Annotated in this window: 19 protein-coding genes, 1 riboswitch and 1 other annotated feature; of the genes, 12 read left to right on the top strand and 7 right to left on the bottom strand. The window is 37.3% G+C overall.

Annotated features, from left to right (window positions below):
- Nucleotides 1-5 precede the first annotated feature (5 nt).
- Nucleotides 6-1,463 (top strand): cardiolipin synthase, encoded by a 1,458-nt coding sequence (gene cls, locus F5ESL0263_RS00720; protein WP_122034087.1) that lies wholly within the window; start codon nucleotides 6-8, stop codon nucleotides 1,461-1,463.
- A 60-nt stretch (nucleotides 1,464-1,523) separates the two neighbouring features.
- Here the strand turns inward: cls and F5ESL0263_RS00715 are convergent, their stop codons facing one another.
- Nucleotides 1,524-2,000, bottom strand: a complete 477-nt coding sequence (locus tag F5ESL0263_RS00715) for a hypothetical protein (protein WP_046305882.1) — start codon at nucleotides 1,998-2,000, stop codon at nucleotides 1,524-1,526.
- A 131-nt stretch (nucleotides 2,001-2,131) separates the two neighbouring features.
- Nucleotides 2,132-2,373, top strand: a binding site (T-box leader).
- Between the two features lie 59 nt (nucleotides 2,374-2,432).
- Here F5ESL0263_RS00715 and asnA point away from each other — a divergent pair.
- A complete protein-coding gene (gene asnA, locus F5ESL0263_RS00710; protein ID WP_122034085.1) occupies nucleotides 2,433-3,446 on the top strand; it encodes an aspartate--ammonia ligase in 1,014 nt (337 codons plus the stop codon).
- 128 nt (nucleotides 3,447-3,574) lie between these two features.
- On the opposite strand, the gene F5ESL0263_RS00705 is transcribed toward asnA, so the two are convergent.
- Nucleotides 3,575-4,216, bottom strand: a complete 642-nt coding sequence (locus tag F5ESL0263_RS00705) for a hypothetical protein (protein ID WP_122034084.1) — start codon at nucleotides 4,214-4,216, stop codon at nucleotides 3,575-3,577.
- Between the two features lie 230 nt (nucleotides 4,217-4,446).
- Between F5ESL0263_RS00705 and F5ESL0263_RS00700 the strand changes: the two genes are divergently transcribed.
- Complete coding sequence (locus tag F5ESL0263_RS00700; protein ID WP_122034082.1) at nucleotides 4,447-5,151, top strand: NAD-dependent protein deacylase; 705 nt, start codon at nucleotides 4,447-4,449, stop codon at nucleotides 5,149-5,151.
- 121 nt (nucleotides 5,152-5,272) lie between these two features.
- Nucleotides 5,273-6,046, top strand: a complete 774-nt coding sequence (locus F5ESL0263_RS00695) for a TerC family protein (RefSeq protein WP_109715027.1) — start codon at nucleotides 5,273-5,275, stop codon at nucleotides 6,044-6,046.
- On the opposite strand, the gene F5ESL0263_RS00690 is transcribed toward F5ESL0263_RS00695, so the two are convergent.
- Nucleotides 6,047-6,406, bottom strand: coding sequence for a DUF488 domain-containing protein (locus F5ESL0263_RS00690; protein ID WP_122034080.1), 360 nt, complete (start codon nucleotides 6,404-6,406; stop codon nucleotides 6,047-6,049).
- Nucleotides 6,407-6,451: 45 nt separating this feature from the next.
- Here F5ESL0263_RS00690 and F5ESL0263_RS00685 point away from each other — a divergent pair, with 45 nt between their 5' ends.
- The 5 genes from F5ESL0263_RS00685 (at nucleotide 6,452) to F5ESL0263_RS00665 (ending at nucleotide 10,988) form a co-directional block, all read left to right on the top strand.
- Nucleotides 6,452-7,084 carry a DNA-3-methyladenine glycosylase gene (locus tag F5ESL0263_RS00685; RefSeq protein WP_122034078.1) on the top strand — a complete coding sequence of 211 codons (633 nt, stop codon included), beginning with the start codon at nucleotides 6,452-6,454 and terminating at the stop codon, nucleotides 7,082-7,084.
- A gap of 104 nt (nucleotides 7,085-7,188) precedes the next feature.
- A riboswitch (Lysine riboswitch) is annotated at nucleotides 7,189-7,364 on the top strand.
- Nucleotides 7,365-7,475: 111 nt separating this feature from the next.
- A complete protein-coding gene (locus tag F5ESL0263_RS00680) occupies nucleotides 7,476-9,095 on the top strand; it encodes an ABC transporter substrate-binding protein/permease (RefSeq protein WP_122034076.1) in 1,620 nt (539 codons plus the stop codon).
- A complete protein-coding gene (locus tag F5ESL0263_RS00675; RefSeq protein WP_122034074.1) occupies nucleotides 9,095-9,844 on the top strand; it encodes an amino acid ABC transporter ATP-binding protein in 750 nt (249 codons plus the stop codon). Before F5ESL0263_RS00680 ends, F5ESL0263_RS00675 begins: the two co-directional genes overlap by 1 nt.
- 88 nt (nucleotides 9,845-9,932) lie before the next feature.
- On the top strand, nucleotides 9,933-10,397 hold the full coding sequence (locus tag F5ESL0263_RS00670; RefSeq protein ID WP_122034072.1) for an NUDIX hydrolase: 465 nt from the start codon (nucleotides 9,933-9,935) through the stop codon (nucleotides 10,395-10,397).
- Nucleotides 10,398-10,586: 189 nt separating this feature from the next.
- Nucleotides 10,587-10,988 carry a hypothetical protein gene (locus tag F5ESL0263_RS00665; protein WP_122034070.1) on the top strand — a complete coding sequence of 134 codons (402 nt, stop codon included), beginning with the start codon at nucleotides 10,587-10,589 and terminating at the stop codon, nucleotides 10,986-10,988.
- A gap of 86 nt (nucleotides 10,989-11,074) precedes the next feature.
- On the opposite strand, the gene F5ESL0263_RS00660 is transcribed toward F5ESL0263_RS00665, so the two are convergent.
- Nucleotides 11,075-12,397, bottom strand: coding sequence for a replication-associated recombination protein A (locus F5ESL0263_RS00660; protein ID WP_122034068.1), 1,323 nt, complete (start codon nucleotides 12,395-12,397; stop codon nucleotides 11,075-11,077).
- A 165-nt stretch (nucleotides 12,398-12,562) separates the two neighbouring features.
- Here F5ESL0263_RS00660 and F5ESL0263_RS00655 point away from each other — a divergent pair, with 165 nt between their 5' ends.
- The gene (locus tag F5ESL0263_RS00655; protein WP_370448829.1) at nucleotides 12,563-14,080 is read left to right on the top strand and encodes an SLAP domain-containing protein; all 1,518 of its coding nucleotides are present in this window, start codon (nucleotides 12,563-12,565) and stop codon (nucleotides 14,078-14,080) included.
- Nucleotides 14,081-14,277: 197 nt separating this feature from the next.
- A complete protein-coding gene (locus F5ESL0263_RS00650) occupies nucleotides 14,278-15,801 on the top strand; it encodes an SLAP domain-containing protein (protein WP_122034064.1) in 1,524 nt (507 codons plus the stop codon).
- 64 nt (nucleotides 15,802-15,865) lie between these two features.
- Here F5ESL0263_RS00650 and F5ESL0263_RS00645 read toward each other — a convergent pair whose 3' ends face one another.
- Nucleotides 15,866-17,701 (bottom strand): BspA family leucine-rich repeat surface protein, encoded by a 1,836-nt coding sequence (locus tag F5ESL0263_RS00645; RefSeq protein ID WP_122034062.1) that lies wholly within the window; start codon nucleotides 17,699-17,701, stop codon nucleotides 15,866-15,868.
- A gap of 180 nt (nucleotides 17,702-17,881) precedes the next feature.
- Between F5ESL0263_RS00645 and F5ESL0263_RS00640 the strand changes: the two genes are divergently transcribed.
- On the top strand, nucleotides 17,882-19,405 hold the full coding sequence (locus F5ESL0263_RS00640; protein WP_122034060.1) for an SLAP domain-containing protein: 1,524 nt from the start codon (nucleotides 17,882-17,884) through the stop codon (nucleotides 19,403-19,405).
- Nucleotides 19,406-19,474: 69 nt separating this feature from the next.
- Here the strand turns inward: F5ESL0263_RS00640 and F5ESL0263_RS00635 are convergent, their stop codons facing one another.
- On the bottom strand, nucleotides 19,475-21,415 hold the full coding sequence (locus F5ESL0263_RS00635; RefSeq protein ID WP_122034058.1) for a BspA family leucine-rich repeat surface protein: 1,941 nt from the start codon (nucleotides 21,413-21,415) through the stop codon (nucleotides 19,475-19,477).
- Nucleotides 21,416-21,456: 41 nt separating this feature from the next.
- Nucleotides 21,457-22,383 carry an HNH endonuclease gene (locus F5ESL0263_RS00630; protein ID WP_122034056.1) on the bottom strand — a complete coding sequence of 309 codons (927 nt, stop codon included), beginning with the start codon at nucleotides 22,381-22,383 and terminating at the stop codon, nucleotides 21,457-21,459.
- Nucleotides 22,384-22,387: the final 4 nt, after the last annotated feature.

Below are 22,387 nucleotides of genomic sequence, written 5' to 3'. Positions count from 1 at the left end.
TTCACGTGACCCTGCTCCGCGACATTTTTTACATTATTATTATTACTAATACAATATTAGCTTTTTACATTGTCTTTCATCGACGACGCTCAGTTTCTACCACATGGGCTTGGCTGATTATTTTACTAGTATTTCCTGTGATTGGAATTACACTTTACGGCTTCTTTGGCCGCGGAATTTCACAGGAAAATATTTTTGCTATCAACAAACAACACCATATTGGTTTGCGTAATGTGCAGAAATCTATTACCAAAGCACCGAAAAAAATCAGTGCTTCTGACACCTCTAACAAAGCCAAGATGGTTGTGCACTTTTTCGACCGCAACAGTGAATCACCATTAAGTAAAAACAATCACGTCAAGCTATACACTGACGGCGAGCAAATGTTTCATGACATGATAAATGATATTGAAAATGCTCAACAAACGATCAACGTTGAGTTCTACACTTTTTACAATGATGAGATCGGCAATAAAATGCTTGATTTATTGATTAAAAAAGCCAAAGAAGGCGTTAAAGTAAAGTTACTTTACGATGCATGGGGCTCTCTCGGTGCCACTAAGGCTTGGTTCGATCAATTAAATAAAGCCGGTGGTGAGGTTCTTCCATTTATCACTTCTAGAAACATGATTACACGGTATCGAATTAACTATCATTTGCACCGTAAAATTGTGATTGTCGACGGAAAGACTTCATGGACCGGTGGCTTTAATGTTGGTGACCAATACCTTGGCCGCAAAAAGAAATTTGGCTACTGGCGTGATAGCCAAGTTCGTATTGTTGGTTCCGCATCATTACTTTTGCAAGAGCGTTTTGTTATGGATTGGAATGCCTCAATTCAAGATGAAGCCCAATTGATCACCTTTAACACACTGCTCTTCCCTGATTTAGATGAAAATGAGATTCATCCTGGTGATGTAGCGACCCAAATTATTTCTGACGGTCCCGATCGTGATAACGCCAATATGCGTAACGGGATCATTAAACTAATGTTCCAGGCGAAAAAACGCCTGTGGCTCCAAACACCTTACTTAATTCCAGATGACGCGATGTTTGCTACTTTGCAAACAATTGCCATGTCAGGAGTTGACTTGCGCATCATGATTCCATGCAAGCCAGATCATCCCTTCATTTATCGAGCAACGCAGTGGTATGCAAACGAGCTTTCACGCTATGGCGTTAAAATTTATATTTATGACAAGGGCTTTATTCATGCCAAAACGATTGTTGTAGATGATGATTTTTCAACAGTTGGCTCAATGAATCAGGACTATCGTTCCTACGACCTGAACTTTGAAGACGTAGCTGTTTTTTATGATAAGAATTTCACTGAAGAAGTAGCAAAATCATTCGAGCAGGATATGCAAGACTCTACTTTGCTTACTCCAGAAATGATTGAACAGCAAGGACGCTGGTTGCGGACTTTGCAAAGTTTTTCAAGAATGCTATCACCTATTTTATAAACAAAGAAAAACCCAATTCCTTTACATTAGGAATTGGGTTTTAACTTGCGTTTAACACATTTATAGAATATCTTGAATTTCAATTCTAATACTGTTATGTGCGTAGCTTTTAATTGTTTCAACAATCTGTGCTACACCAGTAGAAAACTGTAAATAATATTGCCGATTTTTCTGGGTTGTAATTATGCAAATAACAGCATTCTTCTTTGGGTTGGGCACTTTGATTAAAGTTACCAAAGCTATTTCTGAATATGGCACCGTGCGACGAAAGTAACCGGAAACTACTACTCTTTTAGAAGCAAAACCAGTGAAACCATCAATGATGCTCATCAATAAAATGATGGCTAAAAAGATGGCTATTCCCGGATCGCCTTTTTCAAGCAGCTGCCAAGCAAAACCAATCCAAATGAAAATTATCGCCCAGATGATTGAAGAGGAACGGTAATGTCCTCTCAAGTTAATGTTGGCCTGCCAATACCAGCTATAACAAGTATAACCAAGCAGTATGGCATCCATAATAAGATAAAAACTTGCCATAAAAATTCCTCTCAGTAAATATACTTACCCATTATAACAGAACACGGCTTTTTGGTTTGCTAAAACAATTTTTGAAATAAAATTAATTTTTACTTGCATTTTAATTAAAATAATTGTTAAATAATATTAAATTAAATGCGATGAAAAAGACGAGTAAATAATTTATCTCTTTAAGTGAACTAGTGATAGTGCGAAACTAGCAGACCCTGAATTATCGAAAAACACTTTGAGCTGCACACTGAAATGATTACAAAGTAGGTGGCGCCGTCTCCAGTACGTTACCACGCTGGTGAAGCATGATTGTGCTTCATGAGTTGGTCCGAATTTCGGACAATCTAGGTGGTACCGCGGAAAAAAGCCTTTCGTCCTTGTTCTATTAGAATAAGGCGAAGGGCTTTTTCTTTGCTTTAATATTTTTTGGAGGTAAACACCATGTCCTTAATTTTGCCAGAAAAATACCAACCAACTCTAACTATTCGTGATACAGAAGCCGCAATTGTCTTCATCCGCGAACGATTCCAAGAAGTCTTAGGGCAAAAATTACATTTACAAAGAATGTCGGCACCGCTTTTTGTTGAGAAAGATACCGGATTGAACGATAACTTAAACGGGGTTGAACGACCCGTTGCCTTTGATGCAAAAGATCTACCTAAAGATGATACAGTTGAAATTGTCCATTCACTTGCCAAATGGAAGCGCATGGCGTTAAAGAAATACGGTTTTGGTATTCATGAAGGTCTTTTTACCAACATGAACGCTATCCGTCGCGATGAAGATTTGGACAACTTCCACTCAATTTACGTTGACCAGTGGGATTGGGAAAAGATCATCGCCAAAGAAGAACGGACCGAAGACACATTAAAAGAAACGGTTAGAAAAATCTTTTCAGCAATTAAGCAAGTAGAAACTGAATGTGCCGAACGCTATCCTGCTTCTACCTACCGACTCCCAGAAGATGTTCACTTTGTTACTACGCAAGAACTTGAAGATGCTTGGCCAGACTTAAGTCCTGAGGAACGCGAAGACAAGATTGCGAAAAAAGAAAAAGCTGTTTTCATTATGAAAATCGGTGATAAGTTAAAGCGCAGTGGTCAACCACACGATGGCCGTGCTCCTGACTACGATGACTGGGCATTAAACGGTGATTTGATTTTCTGGTATGAGCCTCTAGGTCAAAAACTTGAAGTTTCTTCAATGGGCATCAGAGTCAGTCCTGAAAGTCTCCACGAACAACTGGAAAAAGCTGACTGCCTTGACCGCGAAAAATTGCCTTTCCATCGTCAACTACTTAAAGGTGAATTACCTTACACCATTGGTGGCGGAATTGGTCAATCTCGTTTATGTATGCTCTTACTTGGTAAAGCCCATATTGGTGAGGTTCAGGCAAGTGTTTGGCCAAGCGAAATGCTCAAAGAGTGTGAAGAACATCATATTCAACTTCTATAATTAAATAGTAAAAAAGAAAAGCCCCTAGCTTGGAAAATTCCACCTAGGGGCTTTTACTATGTCTTAAATTAATAACCGAACTGAAGTTACGTGCTTTAAAAATTGCACTAATAGATTCAGCTTCTAGCCTATTTATCAATTGTTAGTGCGGGAAGATAAGTGTACGGATAATCGCCATCGTAATTAAGCCAGGCTTTTAACTCCTTAATTGATTTCAGAGCAATTTTTCTGTTATGACCATGAAGTTTCTTGGCCTCCGCTTCAGCCTGTTTCAATGAAACCTTTTTTACGTCAGATTTTTGATACATAGCCTTTGTTTCAGCCTTAATCAATTTCTTTAAAGCTTTTTTCTTAGCATCTACGTGATAGAAGTTTCCATTAACTAAGCTAATCCAGCCTTGCTGCTTCCCACTTTGGTCAACAAGGTGGCCCATAATTTCTACCTTTCCCAAACCAAATTCTGTAATCTTGAACTTAGTCTTCTTTTCTGCCATTTTTTCAACCCAATCCTTATTGTATGGTTGAACATCATACTTAGAAGAATTAGGGCATTCAGGATATACAATGGCCTTTGGTGAAAGTACAAACACATAACCATCTTTTGCCAAACGTCCTGCAGGCACATAAGTTATATCTGGTTCTTTGACCTGATTAGTTTCGGCTGACTGCTCCACACTAGCTGCTTTTACTTCAATTGAATGACCCAATATTGTAAAAGAAGAGAAAACGGCTACTGAACATAGAAGGCTTTTCAAAAATTTATGTTTCATTTTTTGTTCCCCAAATTAAAATTAAATAATAAATTACATAATTTTATTTTACATTTATTACAAAAACATTTCAATATTAACCACTTATTAATTACAAATAAATTACAAAATATTAATTAACCGATAAGTGTATAGTCAATTTCCCCTAAGTTTTTGTTCACTAAAAAGTTAATCTTCGCAGCTAAAAGCAGTATAGTAGATGGGAACACATTTTTAGAAAGGACATAACCATGATTGATTCAACCCAAATAACAGAACTTAAAGATGATCTTAATCAGGCACAACACATTACTTTTTTAACAGGTGCTGGTGTTTCTACCCACTCAGGTATTCCCGACTACCGCTCAAAAAACGGGATTTATGATGGAGTTAATGAAAGCCCTGAGACCATTTTAAGTGAGGAAACACTCTATCAGCGACCTGAATTTTTCTATCAGTTTGTCATGAATAATATGTATTTTCCTGATGCCCAACCTAATAAAATTCATCAAAAAATTGCGGAACTTTGTAATGAAAAAGGCGACCTAATCACACAAAATGTTGATCACCTTGACCATAAGGCAAATAATCACCATGTAACAGAATTTCATGGTAGTTTATATGATATTTACTGTACAAAATGTCGTCAGCCTGTTTCATATCAAGAATATGCTAACTCTTTCCGCCATAAAAATTGTGGCGGCATCATTCGTCCCGGTATTGTCTTATACGGTGAGCAAATCGACCAATCAAACCTTTCTAAGTCAATTAATGCTATGAGCATGTCAGATCTAATAATAATTTGCGGCACCAGCTTTGTAGTCTATCCTTTCGCTCAGCTTCTTTCTTACCGTCAGCCGGACGCAAAGGTTTGGGCAATCAATAAAACGGCTATTCCTGCTGCAGGCATTTCCACCATCATCGGTGATGCACTGGATGTTTTCCAGCAAATCTAAGTCTATAATTTATTTCACTTATTAGGAGCACATCTCTTGCCTTGTGGTAAAATACTAGCAATTGTTTAATGCGCGAACTGATTATTTATTCAGTTTGAGCACTTAGAAAAGAGTTTTTTAAATGTCAATTATTAAAATGTATGCTCCATTTTTTAGTGCTAGCAATTGGCTGCATGTTTTAACCAGTGGCAAGGACTGGCTAATCATTCTGACACTTATTTTAATGGAATGTCTGCTTTCAGTTGATAATGCAGTTGTTTTAGCCGCACAGACTAAGGTATTACCCACCAAGAAAGAGCAAGAAAAATCGCTATTCTATGGTATGTGGGGAGCCTATATTTTTCGCTTTATTGTAATCGGAATTGGCACTTACCTAATTAACTTTTGGGAAATTAAGTTAGCGGGTAGTTTATACCTGTTTTACCTAGCCTTTAAGTTTTTCTACGATCAGCGTCATCCGCAAAAAGCGCAAGCTGAAGAAAAAGCCGAAGGCGAAAAAATTGCACAACATTCACCCAAAAAGGGCAAACACTTTTTATCACTCTTCTGGCGAACAGTTATTTCAATTGAAGCAATGGATATCGTCTTTTCAATTGATTCTGTTTTGGCCGCACTAGCTGTCTCGAGTAATCCAGTTGTTGTTTTAATTGGTGGCATGATTGGAATTTTATGTATGCGAGGCGTCGCCGAAATAATTATCAAATTAATGGATATTATTCCTGAACTGCAGCCAATGGCCTACGTCCTGATTGCAATTATAGCATTAAAATTGCTTGTTTCATTACCACCACTTCACTATGAATTACCAAACACTGTTTTTGCGATCATTGTTTTTGGTGTCTTAATTATCACAATTGCGTTTCACTTTTTACGGCTTAAAAAGCATGGTCGTTAACTATAATTGAGAAATAATTTTTTCTTTGAGCACAACCGCCTGGTTATGCTCTTTATTTTTAGCACCGTATAAAAACAACACGTCTTGTTTCTGCAACTGCTGTTTCACTAGAGACACAAACTCGACCATGGCTGAATTTGCTTCAAGTTCTGCTAGATACCTTTGCTTAAATTGCATAAATTTATTATCATCATGATTAAACCACTTGCGAAGCTCTTTACTGGGTGCAAGTTCCTTAGCCCAAACATCAAGTCTGGCATCTGTCTTGCTTATACCTCGTGGCCATAATCGATCCACTAAAATGCGGTACCCCGCAGGTTGCTCTTTTTCATAAATTCGAACTAATTTTATCTGATTCACTTTATTCACCTCTTTGTTAAATCTAGTGTACTACTCAAGGGAAAAATGGATTATTCAACTTACTTTACTAACCACTCAACTGAAGAAATTGGTGCCGATCTACTTGGTCGACCATTAACTTACAACGATGGCAAGCGCACTCTCGGCGGTTACATTGTCGAAGCAGAAGCATACTTAGGAAAAAAGGATCGTGCGGCACATTCTTATGGTGGTCATCGTAGTCCTGCAAACGAAGGTCTTTATGGCCGCGGCGGAACAATCTATATTTATGCTCAACGACAATACTTCTTTTTCGATGTTGCAACTCAAGCAAAAGATGAACCACAAGGTGTCTTAATCAGAGCAATTGAACCTGCCTGGGGAATTGAACAAATGATTAGTAATCGCTCAGGCAAAGACGGAGTTTTATTAACAAACGGCCCCGCTAAAATGATGCAGGCTTTTGGCATTCATGATAAAAATTGGGATCTACATTTTTTAAGTGATTCACCCTTTGCAATCGACTTAAATGATCAACATCAAAAAAGACCGCAAGAAATTGCTAAGAGTGCCCGCATCGGTGTCAACCAATCTGAATTGGAATGGGCAAATAAACCATTACGTTTTTTTGTTGCCGGCAATCCATATGTTTCGCGAATGAAGAAAAATGATTATCGTTCTAATAATGGCTGGCAATAAGTGCTAATTTTAAATATAAAAACTGGTAAGAGTACACATTTGATTTATAGCTGTTGACAAGTTAACCTTTTTAGCCTATCCTGTTGATTAAGTTAAATAATTTCCAATGCAATAGAGGTTGCGGTAATTACGAAACTAATCTGAGTGAACGAACACAATGAAGATTAGTGTAAGAGTTATCGCCGAAACAAAAGTGCTATTCGTTTTAATGCTTTTGTTGGGCTGCAGGAGAAGATCTTGCAGACTGTCCTAGTTAATACTGGGGAGCGCTATATGATTTGTCTAAAATATGATCAATTATAACCTCGTTGTTTTGTAAACAGCGAGGTTTTTATTTACGCTTTTTATTGTATTGGCTTTATTTGAAACAGATTTCTCGGAGGTTTTCAAAATGAAGTCAAGAAATAAGTGGATTACCGCTCTAATCACGGTGATTCTTAGTTTCATCATTACAAGCAATTTTGGTATTACACAAGTTAATGCCAAAAAAGATGATGGTGAACTAAAGGTAGCAATGGAGGCCAACTACCAACCATATAATTGGACTCAAACTACAGACAAAAATGGTGCGGTGCCAATTGAAGGCTCACGCACATATGCCAACGGCTATGATGTTAAAATTGCAAAAATAATTGGTAAACAATTGCATCGTAAGGTTGTTGTAGTTAAGACTGAGTGGGATGGTTTACTTCCAGCTTTAACCAGTGGCAAAGCTGACCTGATTATTGCCGGAATGAGTCCAACTGCTGAGCGTGCAAAAGCGATTAATTTTACTAAACCATATCGAAACAGTACTTTTGTTGTTATTACAAAAGTCAACAGTAAATACGCCAACGCTAAAACGTTAAACGATTTTAAAGGTGCTAAGTTAACCGCTCAGCAAGGTACTTCGCACTATGCACTAATTAAGCAACTTAAAGGTGCCAAGAGACAACCCGCAATGCGTGACTTTGCTGCAATGCGTCAAAGCTTAATTTCTGGTACCATTGATGGCTATATTGCCGAAGATACCGAATCAACCTCATTTAAAATGGTTGACCCTGACATCAAGGCAATTCCAATTAGTAAAATGGCCGGCTTCCGCATTTCTAAAGAGGATTCAACTACTGCAATCGGAATCGCCAAGCCAAACAAAGATTTACTCAAGCAAGTTAACCAAGTCTTAGCCACTATTCCAAATTCTGAAAGAACCAAGCTAATGACTACCGCCATTTCACAACAACCAAAAACTGATGAAACTAGCAAGAAAGGCAAACAAGATCCTTGGCTCGTCAGTGTTTGGAAACAATTTGGGGGCATGATTTTAAGTGGTATTGGTATGACCCTTCTTCTTGCTTCAGTTGGTACGATTGCCGGTTTCTTCATCGGTCTTTTCGTTGGTATTATTAGGACTATCCCTACCCCAACTAGCAGAGGTAAAAGATGGTTTTCGAAGTTTATTAACTGGCTCCTATCCGTTTATATTGAAGTTTTCCGCGGTACCCCAATGATGGTACAAGCAGCCGTAATTTATTATGGAATTGCTCAATTCTGGCACATCAATATCGATCGTACACTTGCTGCACTAGTAATTGTTTCTATTAACACAGGCGCATACTTAGCAGAAATTATTCGTGGTGGAATTATTTCCACTCCAGAAGGACAATTTGAAGCTGCCAGCGCACTAGGAATGACCCATAACCAAAGAATGTGGCATATTATTTTGCCTCAAGCTATTAAGAACTGTTTACCTTCAATTACTAACGAGTTCATCGTTAATATCAAGGACACTTCTGTTTTGAGTATCATTTCAGTCTCTGAACTTTTCTTTGTCGGTACAACAATTGCCAGTCAGACCTTTAAGTTCTTCCCAACTTACCTGACAATTTCAGCTATCTACCTGATTTTAACCTTTACAATTACCAGAATCTTTAATCTGATTGAAAAGCACTTGCAAGGAAACAAAAACTACAACTTAATGGCTAATCAAGTTCAAGTAGGCACAACTCAGGATATGGAGGCCAAAAAATAATGACTGAATCAAATGAAACTATTTTAAGCTTACAGCATTTGCAAAAAACTTTTGGACAACACCAGGTGTTACGCGATATTTCACTTGATATTAAAAAAGGCGAAATCGCAACTATTATTGGCCCGTCAGGTGGTGGTAAATCAACCACTTTACGCTGCATTAATTTACTGGAAGAGCCCACAGCTGGTGAAATTCACTTCCACGGTGAAAACGTCCTTGAGCAAAACTATAATCGTAATATTTACCGTGCTAAAGTTGGGATGGTTTTCCAACAATTCGATCTTTTCGAAAACAAAAATGTTTTAGCTAATTGCATGGTTGGCCAAGAGCTCGTCTTAAAACGTTCCAAGGACGAAGCACGTAAAGTCGCCCTTGCCAACTTAGAAAAAGTTGGAATGGAACAATACATCAACGCCCGCCCAAGTCAACTTTCTGGTGGACAACAGCAACGTGTTGCCATTGCTCGTGCTATTTCGATGGATCCGGAAATTTTATTATTCGATGAGCCCACAAGTGCTCTTGATCCTGAAATGGTCGGTGAAGTTTTAAGCGTTATGAAAAACTTGGCAACAACCGGTTTAACGATGATTATCGTAACGCACGAAATGGCATTTGCTAAAGAAATTTCTGATCAAATGTTTTTCATCAGTGACGGGGTAATTGCCGAGCAAGGTAAACCAGACCAACTATTCAATCATCCACAAAATGAGAAAACAGCGAAGTTCTTGAGTAATTTTCAAAACAACTAACTTTAAATAAAAAGATGTTCCAAAAAAATGGAGCATTTTTTTAGTTATACTTTGGTAAACATCATCATAGCATGTTTTGGAGGTCAAAATGACTAAAGACTATATCAAAGAACTAAGACAAAAAGTAGGACATGACCCTGTCATCTTAGCTTTTGCAGGTGGCGTGTTAGTCAATTCTAACAATGAAATATTATTGCAAAAACGTAGTGATTTTAATTGCTGGGGTTTACCAGGTGGAGCTTTAGAGTTTGGCGAATCGGCTGAAGATGCCTGCAAACGTGAATTTCGCGAAGAAACCGGACTAGAAGTTACAGTCAAAACTCTTCTTGGTATTTCTACCAATCAAATTCAACACTACCCTAACGGTGACATTGCTCAAGCTGTTGTCATTAGTTTTGTCGTAGAAAAAGCACGCGAAGTTACACAAGAACTGAGCTCTGAAACCTTGGACTTAAAGTACTTTAAATCCACTGAGCTGCCACCAATTTTCAACCAACAACATCAAACAATAATTGAGCAGTTTTATGCTGGTACGTTCCCATTCTACAATTAAAACTTTCAACTTTATATAAGCTATACAAACTGCCTTATTTATAAATAATTACATTATCACGGCTCTATATCTTGCTTAATTACGTTTGACAAAAATCTATTTCTATTATTATATATAGATAATAGAACCCATCTTTTATATTAGCTGGTTAAACCAGTTTCTTTTACCTTATCAACAGGAGAAAAATTCATGAAGAAAAACGGCTACAAAATCAGCACCTGCGTTCTCGCACTTTTACTTATCGTAACATTAGGCTTTTTGCTCTATACCACTAGAAAACCGCCTACCATTTATGGTGGTTTTACTAATACTGCAACGCCAGGAAATGCTTTAAATCCTCATGTAGAAATTTCGTGTGGCACGAAACCCAAATATGCCATATACATAGACGGGCATAAATTTGAAAGAGGTACTTATAAACGTGTAAGTAACAGCACTTTCACCTTAAAAGATACAGATGGCAAAGAGTCCGGCGTCGTCTTTTTATCAAATAATGGCTCTTACTTGTATCATTCCAAGCTAAAGAAAAAGCTGATAAATATTAAGAAACTTCCGGGTAAACCTACTGAAGAACCTATAAATATCCACTAATTAAAAGTATAAATGTTATTAGTTGTAACAAAAAAGGTATTAGATTCCTGATCTAATACCTTTTTATATACCCTCTTAGCTTCGCCCTAATCATCGTTTTCTCTGTGCCATTCTTTAATCTGCTCCAGCCTCTTTTTAAAGCGGTCTTCATGACCTTGCGAAGTTGGCAAATAATATTCATGACCTTCTAAACTCGGCGGCATAGTTTTCATTGTCGTTAACTTGTCTTTAGCATAATGAGCCAGTTGGTAATCTTTGCCATAACCTAGGTCCTTCATTAACTTGGTTGGTGCATTGCGAATCTGTAATGGCACTGGTTCATCAATCGTCTTTTTGACATCATCTTCAGCAGCTAATCTAGCTTTATAAACCGCATTTGACTTTGGAGCAAGTGCCAGATAAATCACTGCTTCAGTCAAATGCACATCACATTCAGGCATCCCTAAAAACTGACAAGCCTGAAAAACATTGATAGCTACATTTAATGCATTAGTATCCGCCAAGCCAATATCTTCACTGGCAAAGCGCACCAATCTGCGAGCAATATATAGTGGATCTTCTCCACCTTCAAGCATCCGCGACAGCCAATAAATTGCCGCATCTACATCGCTGTTACGCATCGACTTGTGAAGCGCTGAAATGATGTTGTAGTGCTCCTCACCGTCTTTATCATACAAGACTGACTTTTGCGTGATTAACTGCGACAAGCTATCCATGGTTACACTGACCGTATTGCCAGTTTTATGACCGTTTAAAACCGCCATTTCCAGCGTGTTCAATGCTGTTCTCGCGTCACCGTTAGCAAACTTGGCAATTGCTTTAACTTCTTGGTCGCTAATTTTAACTGACAGCTTGCCAAAACCATTAGGATTGGCCAGCGCATTTTTCAATAGCTTAATAATGTCAGCAACTTCTAGAGGCTTTAAAACAAACACTTTACAGCGTGATAGCAAAGCCGAGTTGACTTCAAACGAAGGATTTTCAGTAGTAGCTCCAATTAAAGTGATACTGCCACGCTCAACGTAGGGTAAAAATGCATCTTGTTGTGCTTTATTAAAGCGATGAATCTCATCAACAAAGACTAGTGTCTTTTGTCCCATTTCGTGTTCTTGCTCAGCTTGCTTCATAATTTTACGAATCTTGGTAATACTGTTATCAACCGCACTAAAATTGAAAAAGCTGGCCTGACTTTGCCTAGCAATAATTTCTGCTAAAGTTGTTTTCCCAACTCCCGGTGGACCCCAAAAAATCATTGAAGAAACTTGATTATTATCAATAATTTCCCGCAATATTTTTCCTGGTCCCAAAAGTTGTTCCTGTCCTACAAATTGATCTAGATTTTGGGGACGTACACGGTTAGCTAATGGCTCATTTTCACCATTATTTGCAAACAATGATTCTTGCTTCATTATTACATCTTCTTTATTTACATCTAAACACTTACTTACCCTAATTATACAAGTATTTGTCCGCTAGCAAAAATAAAAGAACATTCGTTTGCTCTAACTTTATTAACTAGTCCACGTTATAATTATATTGGGTACAACATCACATATAATGAGGTGAAAATATGAATTTTTAAGAAAATTGGTCTTGGTATAGCCGCAGCAGTATTAACAATTAGTCCACTTCTGCCAAGTCTAAATCATGTTCAAATAGTCCAAGCTGCGCCAAAAACAAAAAAACTAGCTAAAAACAGAATTACTTTAGTTAATGACGCACCCGTATATAATCAATATGGTCAAAGACTTAAAGCAAGAAAAAACGGGAATTATTCTGTAATTGAAGTAGATGTTAATGGTTTCTGCTATGTTTCCTCTTTTGATGTCGACTCCTTAGATTATTACGGCACAATAATGATTAATGGGCAAAAATACTATAAAATTGGTCAAGGAGAATATATTAATGACGGTGATGTCAATAACGTTAACGGCAAAAGCTCTAAGACCGGTAAGCTGGTTTTGAATCACAGATCTGCAATCTATACTAAAACCGGTAAACTAAAAGGCGAAACTCTACCAGTCAAATCTGTCGTTAACTATCAGGGGCAGGTTAAGCAAACTCAATCCAAGCAAAAATATTACTTTGAAAAATTTAACGTTTCTGAGCAAAAGGCAACCTTTTATTATTTGCCGACAGAAACAGTTAATGGTAAAGACTGTTATGCAATAGGGAAAAATCGTTATATTAGCGCAAATAACGTTGATAGCATAGATGGGTATCCTCTTATGTATAATGGCGTTACTTATGCTACTGTTCTCAAAAAGACGTCAACTCAAACATTAGCCAATGATTCTACTAAGCACGTTCTAAAAAAGGGTCAAAAAATCAAAGTTGATTTAGCGGTTGCGCCTTGGGCAGAAGATTTTGAAGGCTATATCTATCGCCTGCACGATTATCCTAACGAATATATTGGTCAAAGTTACATTAAATTGAGAAACTATTTGCCAACATCAAGTTACGATGAACTTACATTCACCTATGTAAGGCCTAATACTACGACAAATACTAAATTCTATAATTTTGACGGTACTCCAACAGGTATCAGTTACAGGAACCGTGAGCAAAACCTCTTGACCGTTGATGGTCTTTATTACTTATGGGTACCTAGCGAAAACAAAGCAGAACTGTTTTATCACTTTTTAACCTACAGAATAGACAGAAGCTATTTTGTTAATAACGACGGCACTGACCTTAAAAAACCAGAGTTTGATAAAAACAATAAACTAATTGAATCGACAGAAGATAAGATGCGTTATACTAACAGCTTCGTCAAAGCTAGTGAAGTTACTTTTGCAAGCGGAATTAAACTTACTCCTCTCAATACTGCTAAAGATGCTGAGAACGATCAGAAAGTAGCAACAAATAAGGATAAGCAAGAATTGCAAAGAAAATTTGAGGAAAATAAGAATAACAAGAATGTTAAGTGTGAGCAACAAAGTGCAGTAAGCAATTATAATAATGCTTTGATGATTGCTTCTTCTATTTTACAATCTCCAAAAGCAACGATTGCACAAGTAAAACAGACAATTTGGCTACTTGACACAACCAAAATTCAATTAAGTACTTTAAACTTCGCTGAATGGAGTTAAATTAAAAAAATGGAGTTAGTCCACCAAATAAGAGTGGTTTAACTCTATTTTTATTGCTTAATTTGAAAACTAACTAAATCACGCGAAAATATTGAAAGCCACGCAAAAGTTTAGGTAATTTATATAATAAAACCATTTTAAATATCAGTTTAGGGTACAATGATATTAACTTAAGAGATTTTTTGTGAGGTCATAAAATGAAATTTTTCAAGAAAGTTGGCATTGGCTTAACAGCCCTGGCCCTATCCACCACTCTATTTTTGCCATATACCGCTAACCCCCAAACAGTAGAAGCAGCTCAGAAAATCAAAGGAAAAGTCACGCTGCTTGAGAGCGATTATGTTTACAACCCGTCAGGCCATAAAATAAAATTGAAGCAAAATCGGGGTACACATAGCTATAACATTCCTAACGGCTTTAGCGCTGATCCCAAAGGCTATTTAACTACAGAAATGATAGTTTATGATGATGACAGTAGAACCAGTTATCCCTACTACGGCACTAAAAAAATTAACGGACAAAAATTTTACTACTTAGGGCATAACTATTACATTAATAGTGCTAATGTTTTAAAAGTCAATGGGCGCAATATCACACAAGGTAAATTGACTATCAAACACGATGCACTGATTTACACCAAGACTGGCAAAACAACGGGAAAGAAACTAAGAGCTAATACAGTTGTTAAGTACCAAGGAAAAGCTAAGACTGCTACTAAAACACCCAAATATTTTTACTACCTTAAGGATGTCGCAAGGTACTTCCAGCCTAAATACGTATCTACCCACAAAATAAAAGGAAAATATTTTTACTCTTTAGGACATAATAGTTACATTAAAGCAGCTAACGTCGGCTACATTAATGGTCACATTGCTCGCTACAACGGTGTTTCGTCAGCGACTGTTCTTAAGAACACCGCCAGCATAACGGTAAATTATTCTGCCGTTAAACGTAAACTGAAAAAAGGACAGAAAATTAAACTTGATTTAACTGTTATTCCTTACCAAAATGATGGCTTTGAGGGTTATCTTTACAGACTGCACGACTATCCGGATGAATATGTTGATGAGAACGATGTTAAATTGAAAAAGAATTTGCCTATCATTGACTATCGCGACTTAGTTTATACTTACGTTACGCCAGTGACAGACAACAGCGCTGAACTTTATGACACAGCTGGCAAGACAATTGGTAAACGCATTATAAAGCCACAATACAGTAATCTGAAAGTTGATGGCTTAATGTATCTCTGGGTACCCGAGGAAAATAAGGCGGAACTGTTTTATCATTGTTTAAATTACAGTGACGCTAGTGTGATTGATGCCAACCAACCAAACCCGGTGCCAAATTCAGAGCCAACTTACCCTGCAAAAAAGCAAGCACTAATCTATGGCAATAACTTTATTAAGGTGAACGATGTGAGATACATCAGCGGGTTAAAGCTTAAAGCCCTGAATACAATTGCGCAGGCTGAAAATGGGCAAAAGATTGCGACAGGAGCTGACAAACAGGAACTGCTCACACTTTTTAATGAAGGAAAAGATCTAGCACAAAATAGCGCTTATCATGATCTTATGTCTAATTATGATTGTGCCTTAAGAAACGCTTCTGCTATGTTAAGGTCTGATAAGGCAACTGTCACACAGGTAGATGAGGCTGTCTGGTATGTTAAAACCGCTAAAAAGCAGCTGACAACTATGTCTACTCCGCCGGGTGATTAATTTTTTAACATAAACAAAAAGACTAATTCGTAATTAAAAAACGAACTAGCCTTTTTTGTCTTATCTATTTAAGCTTGAACCCTTCAGGCAGCTGGGGCTTTTTGCCATTATACATGACATAAGTTTCTTTAGGGCTCTTTTTAGCCGAATGGTTATACAGTTTAAGTAGCTGCTTTACAGTATACTTTTTGCCCTTAGGCTTAGTAATTGTACCTTTGCCAACAGCTTGAATATGTTTAAATCCTTGACCTACTCCTGAACTCTTACGTATGCGATAATGCCCGAGCTTGACAACAAAGCCTTTTGAATTACCAGCATTTTTCAAAATCTGACTATTATGGATATTAAAATGGCTTAAATCAACTCCAGCGAGCTTTTGATCATTAGCAAACATTTCCGTTGAATCATACATTTTTGGTAACCGCCAGCCACGTAGATCAACAAAAACAAGATTATCACAGTCCATAAACATTTGGCTAGCTCTGGTAACTTGGCGTGTATCCCAAGTATGCAGGTCAAGCTGCTCAAGACTTTTTGCGCCCTTAAACATTCTAAGCATATCAGTAACGTTGGTAGTATTAAAGTGTCTCAAGTCAATGTCTTTTAGACTGCTGGCGCCATTGAACATTGAATTCATCCAGCGTACATTCTTGGTGTTCCAGCCCGTTAAATTGAGTTCGGCCAAAGAGCTGTCTCCAGAAAACAGCGAGATCATATTAGTAACGCTACTGGTATCAAAACTACTTAAATCCAAACTAGCAACCGTCGGATTGTGGGCGAACATTTTTTCCATATCTTTAACTTTACTAGTATCAAAGTGGCTGAAATTTAGCTGATCTAAATGAGCGAATTTTGCAAACATTCCCGACATATCTGTAACATTACCAGTATTAAAGCCACTTAAGTCAAGTTTAGTTAAGTCAGAACACCCTTGAAACATACTTTTCATGCTAGTGACGTTTTTGGTGTTCCAATTAGCTAAATCCAGATGATTGATGGCACTACCCGAAAACATTCTCTCCATATCAGTCACTTGACTGATATCAAAACTACTCAGATCAAGACTTGACAGATTTTCGGTACTGAAAAACATTCTAGACATATTTTTAACTTTACTAGTGTTAAAGTGCTTAAGATTTAGTTCAGGAACTTTTACTTCAGCAAACATACCAGCCATGTTAGTGACATTACTAGTATCAAAATTAGCTAGATCAAGTTCTATCACCTCGCTATCCGCAAACATCTCTCCCATATCGGTCACTTGGCTGGTATCAAAACTTTTCAGATTAAGATGTTTCATCAGGCTGTTTCTAAACATACCACTCATATTTGTGACTTTACTTGTATTAAAACTGCTCAAATCTACTTCTGTTAATGCTGTGTTGTCAAACATTCGTTCCATGCTAGTCACTTGACTGGTATCAAAGTGACTAACATCAGCTTTAGTTAGGGCTTTGTCATTGACAAAAAGCAAAGACATATTTGTCACCTGACTAGTATCAACTTTATCGAGGCCCGTAATATCCTCCAAATGCTCAAGACCGGCAAACTTTTCTGCCGAATTCGGAGCCATTTTAACCGGCGTTTCAAATACAATATGCTCAATATTGCCAGACCAGTTAAACTGCTCTAAAAACGGTGTGCTTGATAATTGACTGCTCTTTTGCGGACCACTAATCCGCAGGGTTCTGCTAATAATGTCATATTTCCATGTGCAGCCACCATCAGTGCCAGTCCAAAGACCGGCATCAGATAGCAAGTCAGTCGCACTAATTGGGACAACAGTAGGGGTCTCTGCTGCAGCAGCTACAGTTAAATTGGTTTGCACCGTTACGACTAAACCTAATGCCATTGCTGCAATGCCTATCCCTGTCTTTTTGACTAAATTGGGTAATTTCATCTTGACGCCTCTTTTCTCTTACTCTAATTATAAGGGTATTTTATTTAAAACTAATTAATAATTTAAAACTTAAGTTAAACTTTGCCAGACTGTTATTCTTTTACTGTAAGACAGGTACTATTCTACCTCTATATTAAGTTATAATAAATTTAATAGAAAGGATTAGTAAGGAGATAAATCATGAAACTAACAAAAAAGATTGAATTGGCTATGACTGCTTTGATTTTAGTTACCACTCCATTTCTAACTAATTTTAGCCAAACGCAAATAGTTGCCGCTGCTAAAAGCAGTAAAGTGGCCGCAAAGGGGAAAATCACGTTAATCTACGATGCCCATCTCTATAATAAATATGGTCATAAAATTAAAAATAAGAACAAATATCTGCCTTATGCTGACGATGATGTCAATGGCTACAAGTACATTCCAGAATTTAATGCAGATGTTATGCAATACTACGGCACCAAAATAATTAATGGTCAAAAATTCTATAATATTGGTAGTGATTGCTACATTAGTATGGCTGATATCAAAGAAGTCAACGGTAAAAACAGCAAAAAAGGCAAATTGGTTTTAAATCAAAAATCAGCCGTATACACTAAAGCCGGTAATAAGAGCAGTTATACTTTACCTAAACGAGCCATTGTTAAGTATCAAGGCGCAGTTAAAGAGGCCAAATCCAAGCCAAAATACTATTATAGTAAGTATTATAAATCAGATGGTAATGAGCATTATTTCTATCTTCCACTCACTAAAATTAAGGGCAAAAATTATTATGCAATCGGACAAAACCATTATATCAAAGCCAATAATGTGACAAGTCTTGATGGTTACCCCCTAATTTATAATGGTGTCACAACAGCCACCGTCTTAGAAACGACAGCAACCCAAACTATCAAAAATCAGAAAACAAAACGTATTTTAAAAAAGGGACAGAAAATAAAAGTTGATTTAGCTGTTAAGCCTTGGGCCGAAGATTTTGAAGGCTATATTTTCCGCCTGCATGATCATCCTAACGAATACATATATGAAAATTATATCAGTTTGAGAAACTACTTACCTACTTCCGATTACCTTGCTCAAGTCTGTAGTTTCGTTAAATCAAAGGCTTCTACAAATGTTAAGCTGTATGATGTCACAGGTAATCCTATTGGGGTTAGTTTTAATACTGCAGAGCTGTCTGTTTTCAATGTTGATGGCTTATTCTATATTTGGAATAAGGCTGAAAACAAAGCTGAATTGTATTACCATCTTCTAAGCAGCAGCTTTAACAGAAAAGACCTCAACAATAATGACGGAACGCAATTAAGCAGTCCTACAGATGATGAAAAGACCAATGAGAGTACTTTATCTACGACTGAAAAAATAATTTCCGTTAACAGTTTCGTCAAAGCTAGCGATGTGAACTTTTATGACGGTATAAAACTTTCGCCTTTAAATACTCCATTAGAAGCTGAACAGAAACAAAAAATAGCAACTGACAACGATAAAGCACAGCTACAGAAAGCCTTTGATTCTGAGCAGCAAAATGATACTGGCAGTAGCCGCCATGCTGGGCTTGCACTTGGTTATGACTATGCTTTAGTCAACGCAGCTGTTGTTTTAAGGTCAACTAAAGCAACATTGGCACAGGTAGACGAAGCACTTTGGCTATTAGAAACCACTAAAACACAGATAAAAACTTTATACTTCGAAGATTTTAGTTAAAGTTTGCTAGAAAGACAAACTAAAAAGGATTAGTTCAAAGCTGAGCTAATCCTTTTATTTTGCTAAAAATTAAAAATGAAATGATTTTGGCAGTTGCGGTTTTTTGCCATTATACATGACATAGGTTTCTTTAGGACTCTTCTTGGCAGAATGACTATAAAGTTTTTGTAGCTGCTTTGCAGTATACTTTTTGCCCTTAGGGTTTCTAATTGTTCCTTTGCCAACAGCTTGAATATGCTTAAAGCCTTTACCCACTCCCGAACTCTTGCGCAACTTGTAGTGTCCTAACTTGACTGCAAAACCTTCAGGATTGCCAGCTTGTAGTAGTATTTGACTGTTATGAATATTAAAATGACTAAGATCAACGCCAGTCAGCTTTTTATCATGATAGAACATTTGCGTTGAATCATCTAGCTTGGACATTTTCCATCCACGTAAGTTAACGTATGTTAGATTAGGACAATCCATAAACATTCTAGCAGTTTCAACAACTTTACTCGTTTTCCAGCCGCGTAAGTCTACAGTTTCCAATTTGGTATCATTTCTGAATAGGTCAATCGTGCTGTAAAGATTTTTAGTGTTCAGCTTGCCCAAATCGACATTAACTAAATTTTTATCGTTTCTAAACATGTTTCCCATATCCGTCAAACTCTTGGGGTTCCATCCCTTCAAGTTTATTTCCGATAAAGCTGTACAATTTCTGAACATATTGAAAGTACGCGTAACTTTGCGAACATCAAAGTGACTAACATCAATTTTCTTAACGTTTGCAACTTTTTCAAACATACCAACCATATAAATGACATTGCGGGTGTCCAATTTACTTAAGTCCAGTTGATCAAGATGGTTAAAGCCGGAAAACATGCCTGTCATATCCTCAACCTTACTGGTATTCAAATTGCCCAAGTCGAAATCTGTTAGGCTATTCATATTTTTAAACATATACTGAGTGTCTGTTAAGTTACGTGTATCCCAGCCAGTGGTATTTACCTTTACTAAATCAGATGCGTCTGCAAACATATACGCCATTGTTGTTACATTTTGGGTATCGAAATGGCTTAAATCAAGACTAGTTACTTTTTTAAGCTTCTCAAACATGCCGTTCATTTTAGTAACATTGTGAGTATCAAAATTACTCAAGTCTAAATCAGTTAGGCTGTCATTTGCAAACATCCCACTCATATCTGTCACTTTCTGCGTGTTAAAGTTTTTAAGATTAAGTTGTGTAACCTTGGCATCCGCAAACATTTTGGCCATGTTAGTTACGTTACTGGTATCAAAGTGGTCTAAGTCCAATTGATTAACAACAGTATTGTTAAACATATTTCCCATATCGGTTACTTTGGATGTATTGAAATTCTTCAAATCCAACTGGTTGGCCTTTGCGGATTCAAACATGCTGTTCATGTTCACTACATTTTTGGTATCAAAGTGACTGACATCTAGTTCGGGCGCTCCTAAACCAAAAAACATTTGGCTCATATCAGTTACCTGGCTAGTGTCAAAGTGGCTGACATCAAGATCCGTTAAGTTCGAATCGCTTAAAAAGAGCTTTGACATATTAGTTACTTTACTAGTATCAACTTTGTCTAAGCCTTTGATATCTTGTAGTGAACTTAATTGAGCAAATTTTTCTTTTGAATCAGGTGCCAGCTGTACAGGATTTTCAAAAGAGATATGTTTAATATTTCCAGCCAAACTGAGCTCTTTAGTAAAAGGTGTGCTGGAAAGTTGTGCACCTTTAGCACCACTAATAGTCAATGTATTAGTCAGAACATCATATTTCCACGTGCAATCTCCATCTGTACCTGTCCAAAAGCCCAGCTGAGTATTAGCAGTATTTGTGTTAGCCAGTTGTGTGCTATCGGTTTTATCATTTGCAGCAGGTGCAGTAGCGGCCGCAAAAACATGCGAGGTAAGGCCGCTTCCACTCGTCATTCCTAAGAGTGCCAAAGCTACACCAATGCCTATTTTTGGTAGATTAGTTCGTTTTACTTTTTGAAATTTCATATTTTATTCCTCCTCTTACAACTTATTTTAGTCCTTTAAAATCAAATGATATCGTCTTTTTCCTTTTCTTGGGCTAATTTCCAGCCCGTCATAAAGTGCTGTTCACGTAAAGAACGCAACTCGTTATAGTCACTATCCAGGCTATCAATTGCATCCTGTAACTTTTTATTTTGCTTACGCATCTGATTTAGTTCTGGATCATTGACCACACCCTTAAGATGCATTTTTGCCGCTAATTCACGTCTTTTTTGTTCAAACTCTCCTTTAAGTGTTGCCAATGCATTTTCATACTTTACCAGCTTCTGGTTGACTTGGGGAATCTGGCTGTTCAGCTTAACAAACAATTCATAAGGCATATTAGACTTAATTCGATTACATTCCTGACAAGAAAGAATCAAATTATCGAGGTCATTATTGTGTGAAAGGGAAACGGGATCCTTATGATCAACACTGCGTCCCCTTCGGCCACAGTATTGGCAGCGATAATGGTACTTGGCCCGAATACGCTCACGATCAATATAGTCGACTTCATTAAGTTTAAAATCAACACTCAAGCCCATTTTTTCAAGGTTTTCGGCAAAGGTTAATTCAAGGCTGGGAAGAAAGTCGCTTTTTCCTGTTTCACTGTCAATTATTGCTTGATTAAACTCGGTTCGTTTAAGCTGCTGTTGGGCCAACTCATTTCCATCGTAATCTTGGATAAAGGCCTCATAACGTTTTCGCTGATCTTTTTTGGTCACCAAAAAAGCGGCCTCTTCATCATCTTCTGTTGTTTCATTTTTGCCAATAAAAGTATAGAGCAGTCCTTGGGCAAAGATTGCAACCGCCATATTGGCAAAGTCCGCTGGTTCTTTTCCACTTTGAATACAGATATCACAAATGCTGGTCAATTGTGGATTCATTAACCCCGCTTGTTTAAAGTGTCTTGAATTGATGCGCAATCCGCATGCACTGCATTGAAATTTCACTTTA

The sequence above is a fragment of the Lactobacillus sp. ESL0263 genome (assembly GCF_003692845.1).
Classification (GTDB): Bacteria; Bacillota; Bacilli; order Lactobacillales; family Lactobacillaceae; genus Lactobacillus; species Lactobacillus apis.
Note: the sequence above shows the minus strand (reverse complement) of the source record. Positions and strands in the feature narration are given on the sequence as shown.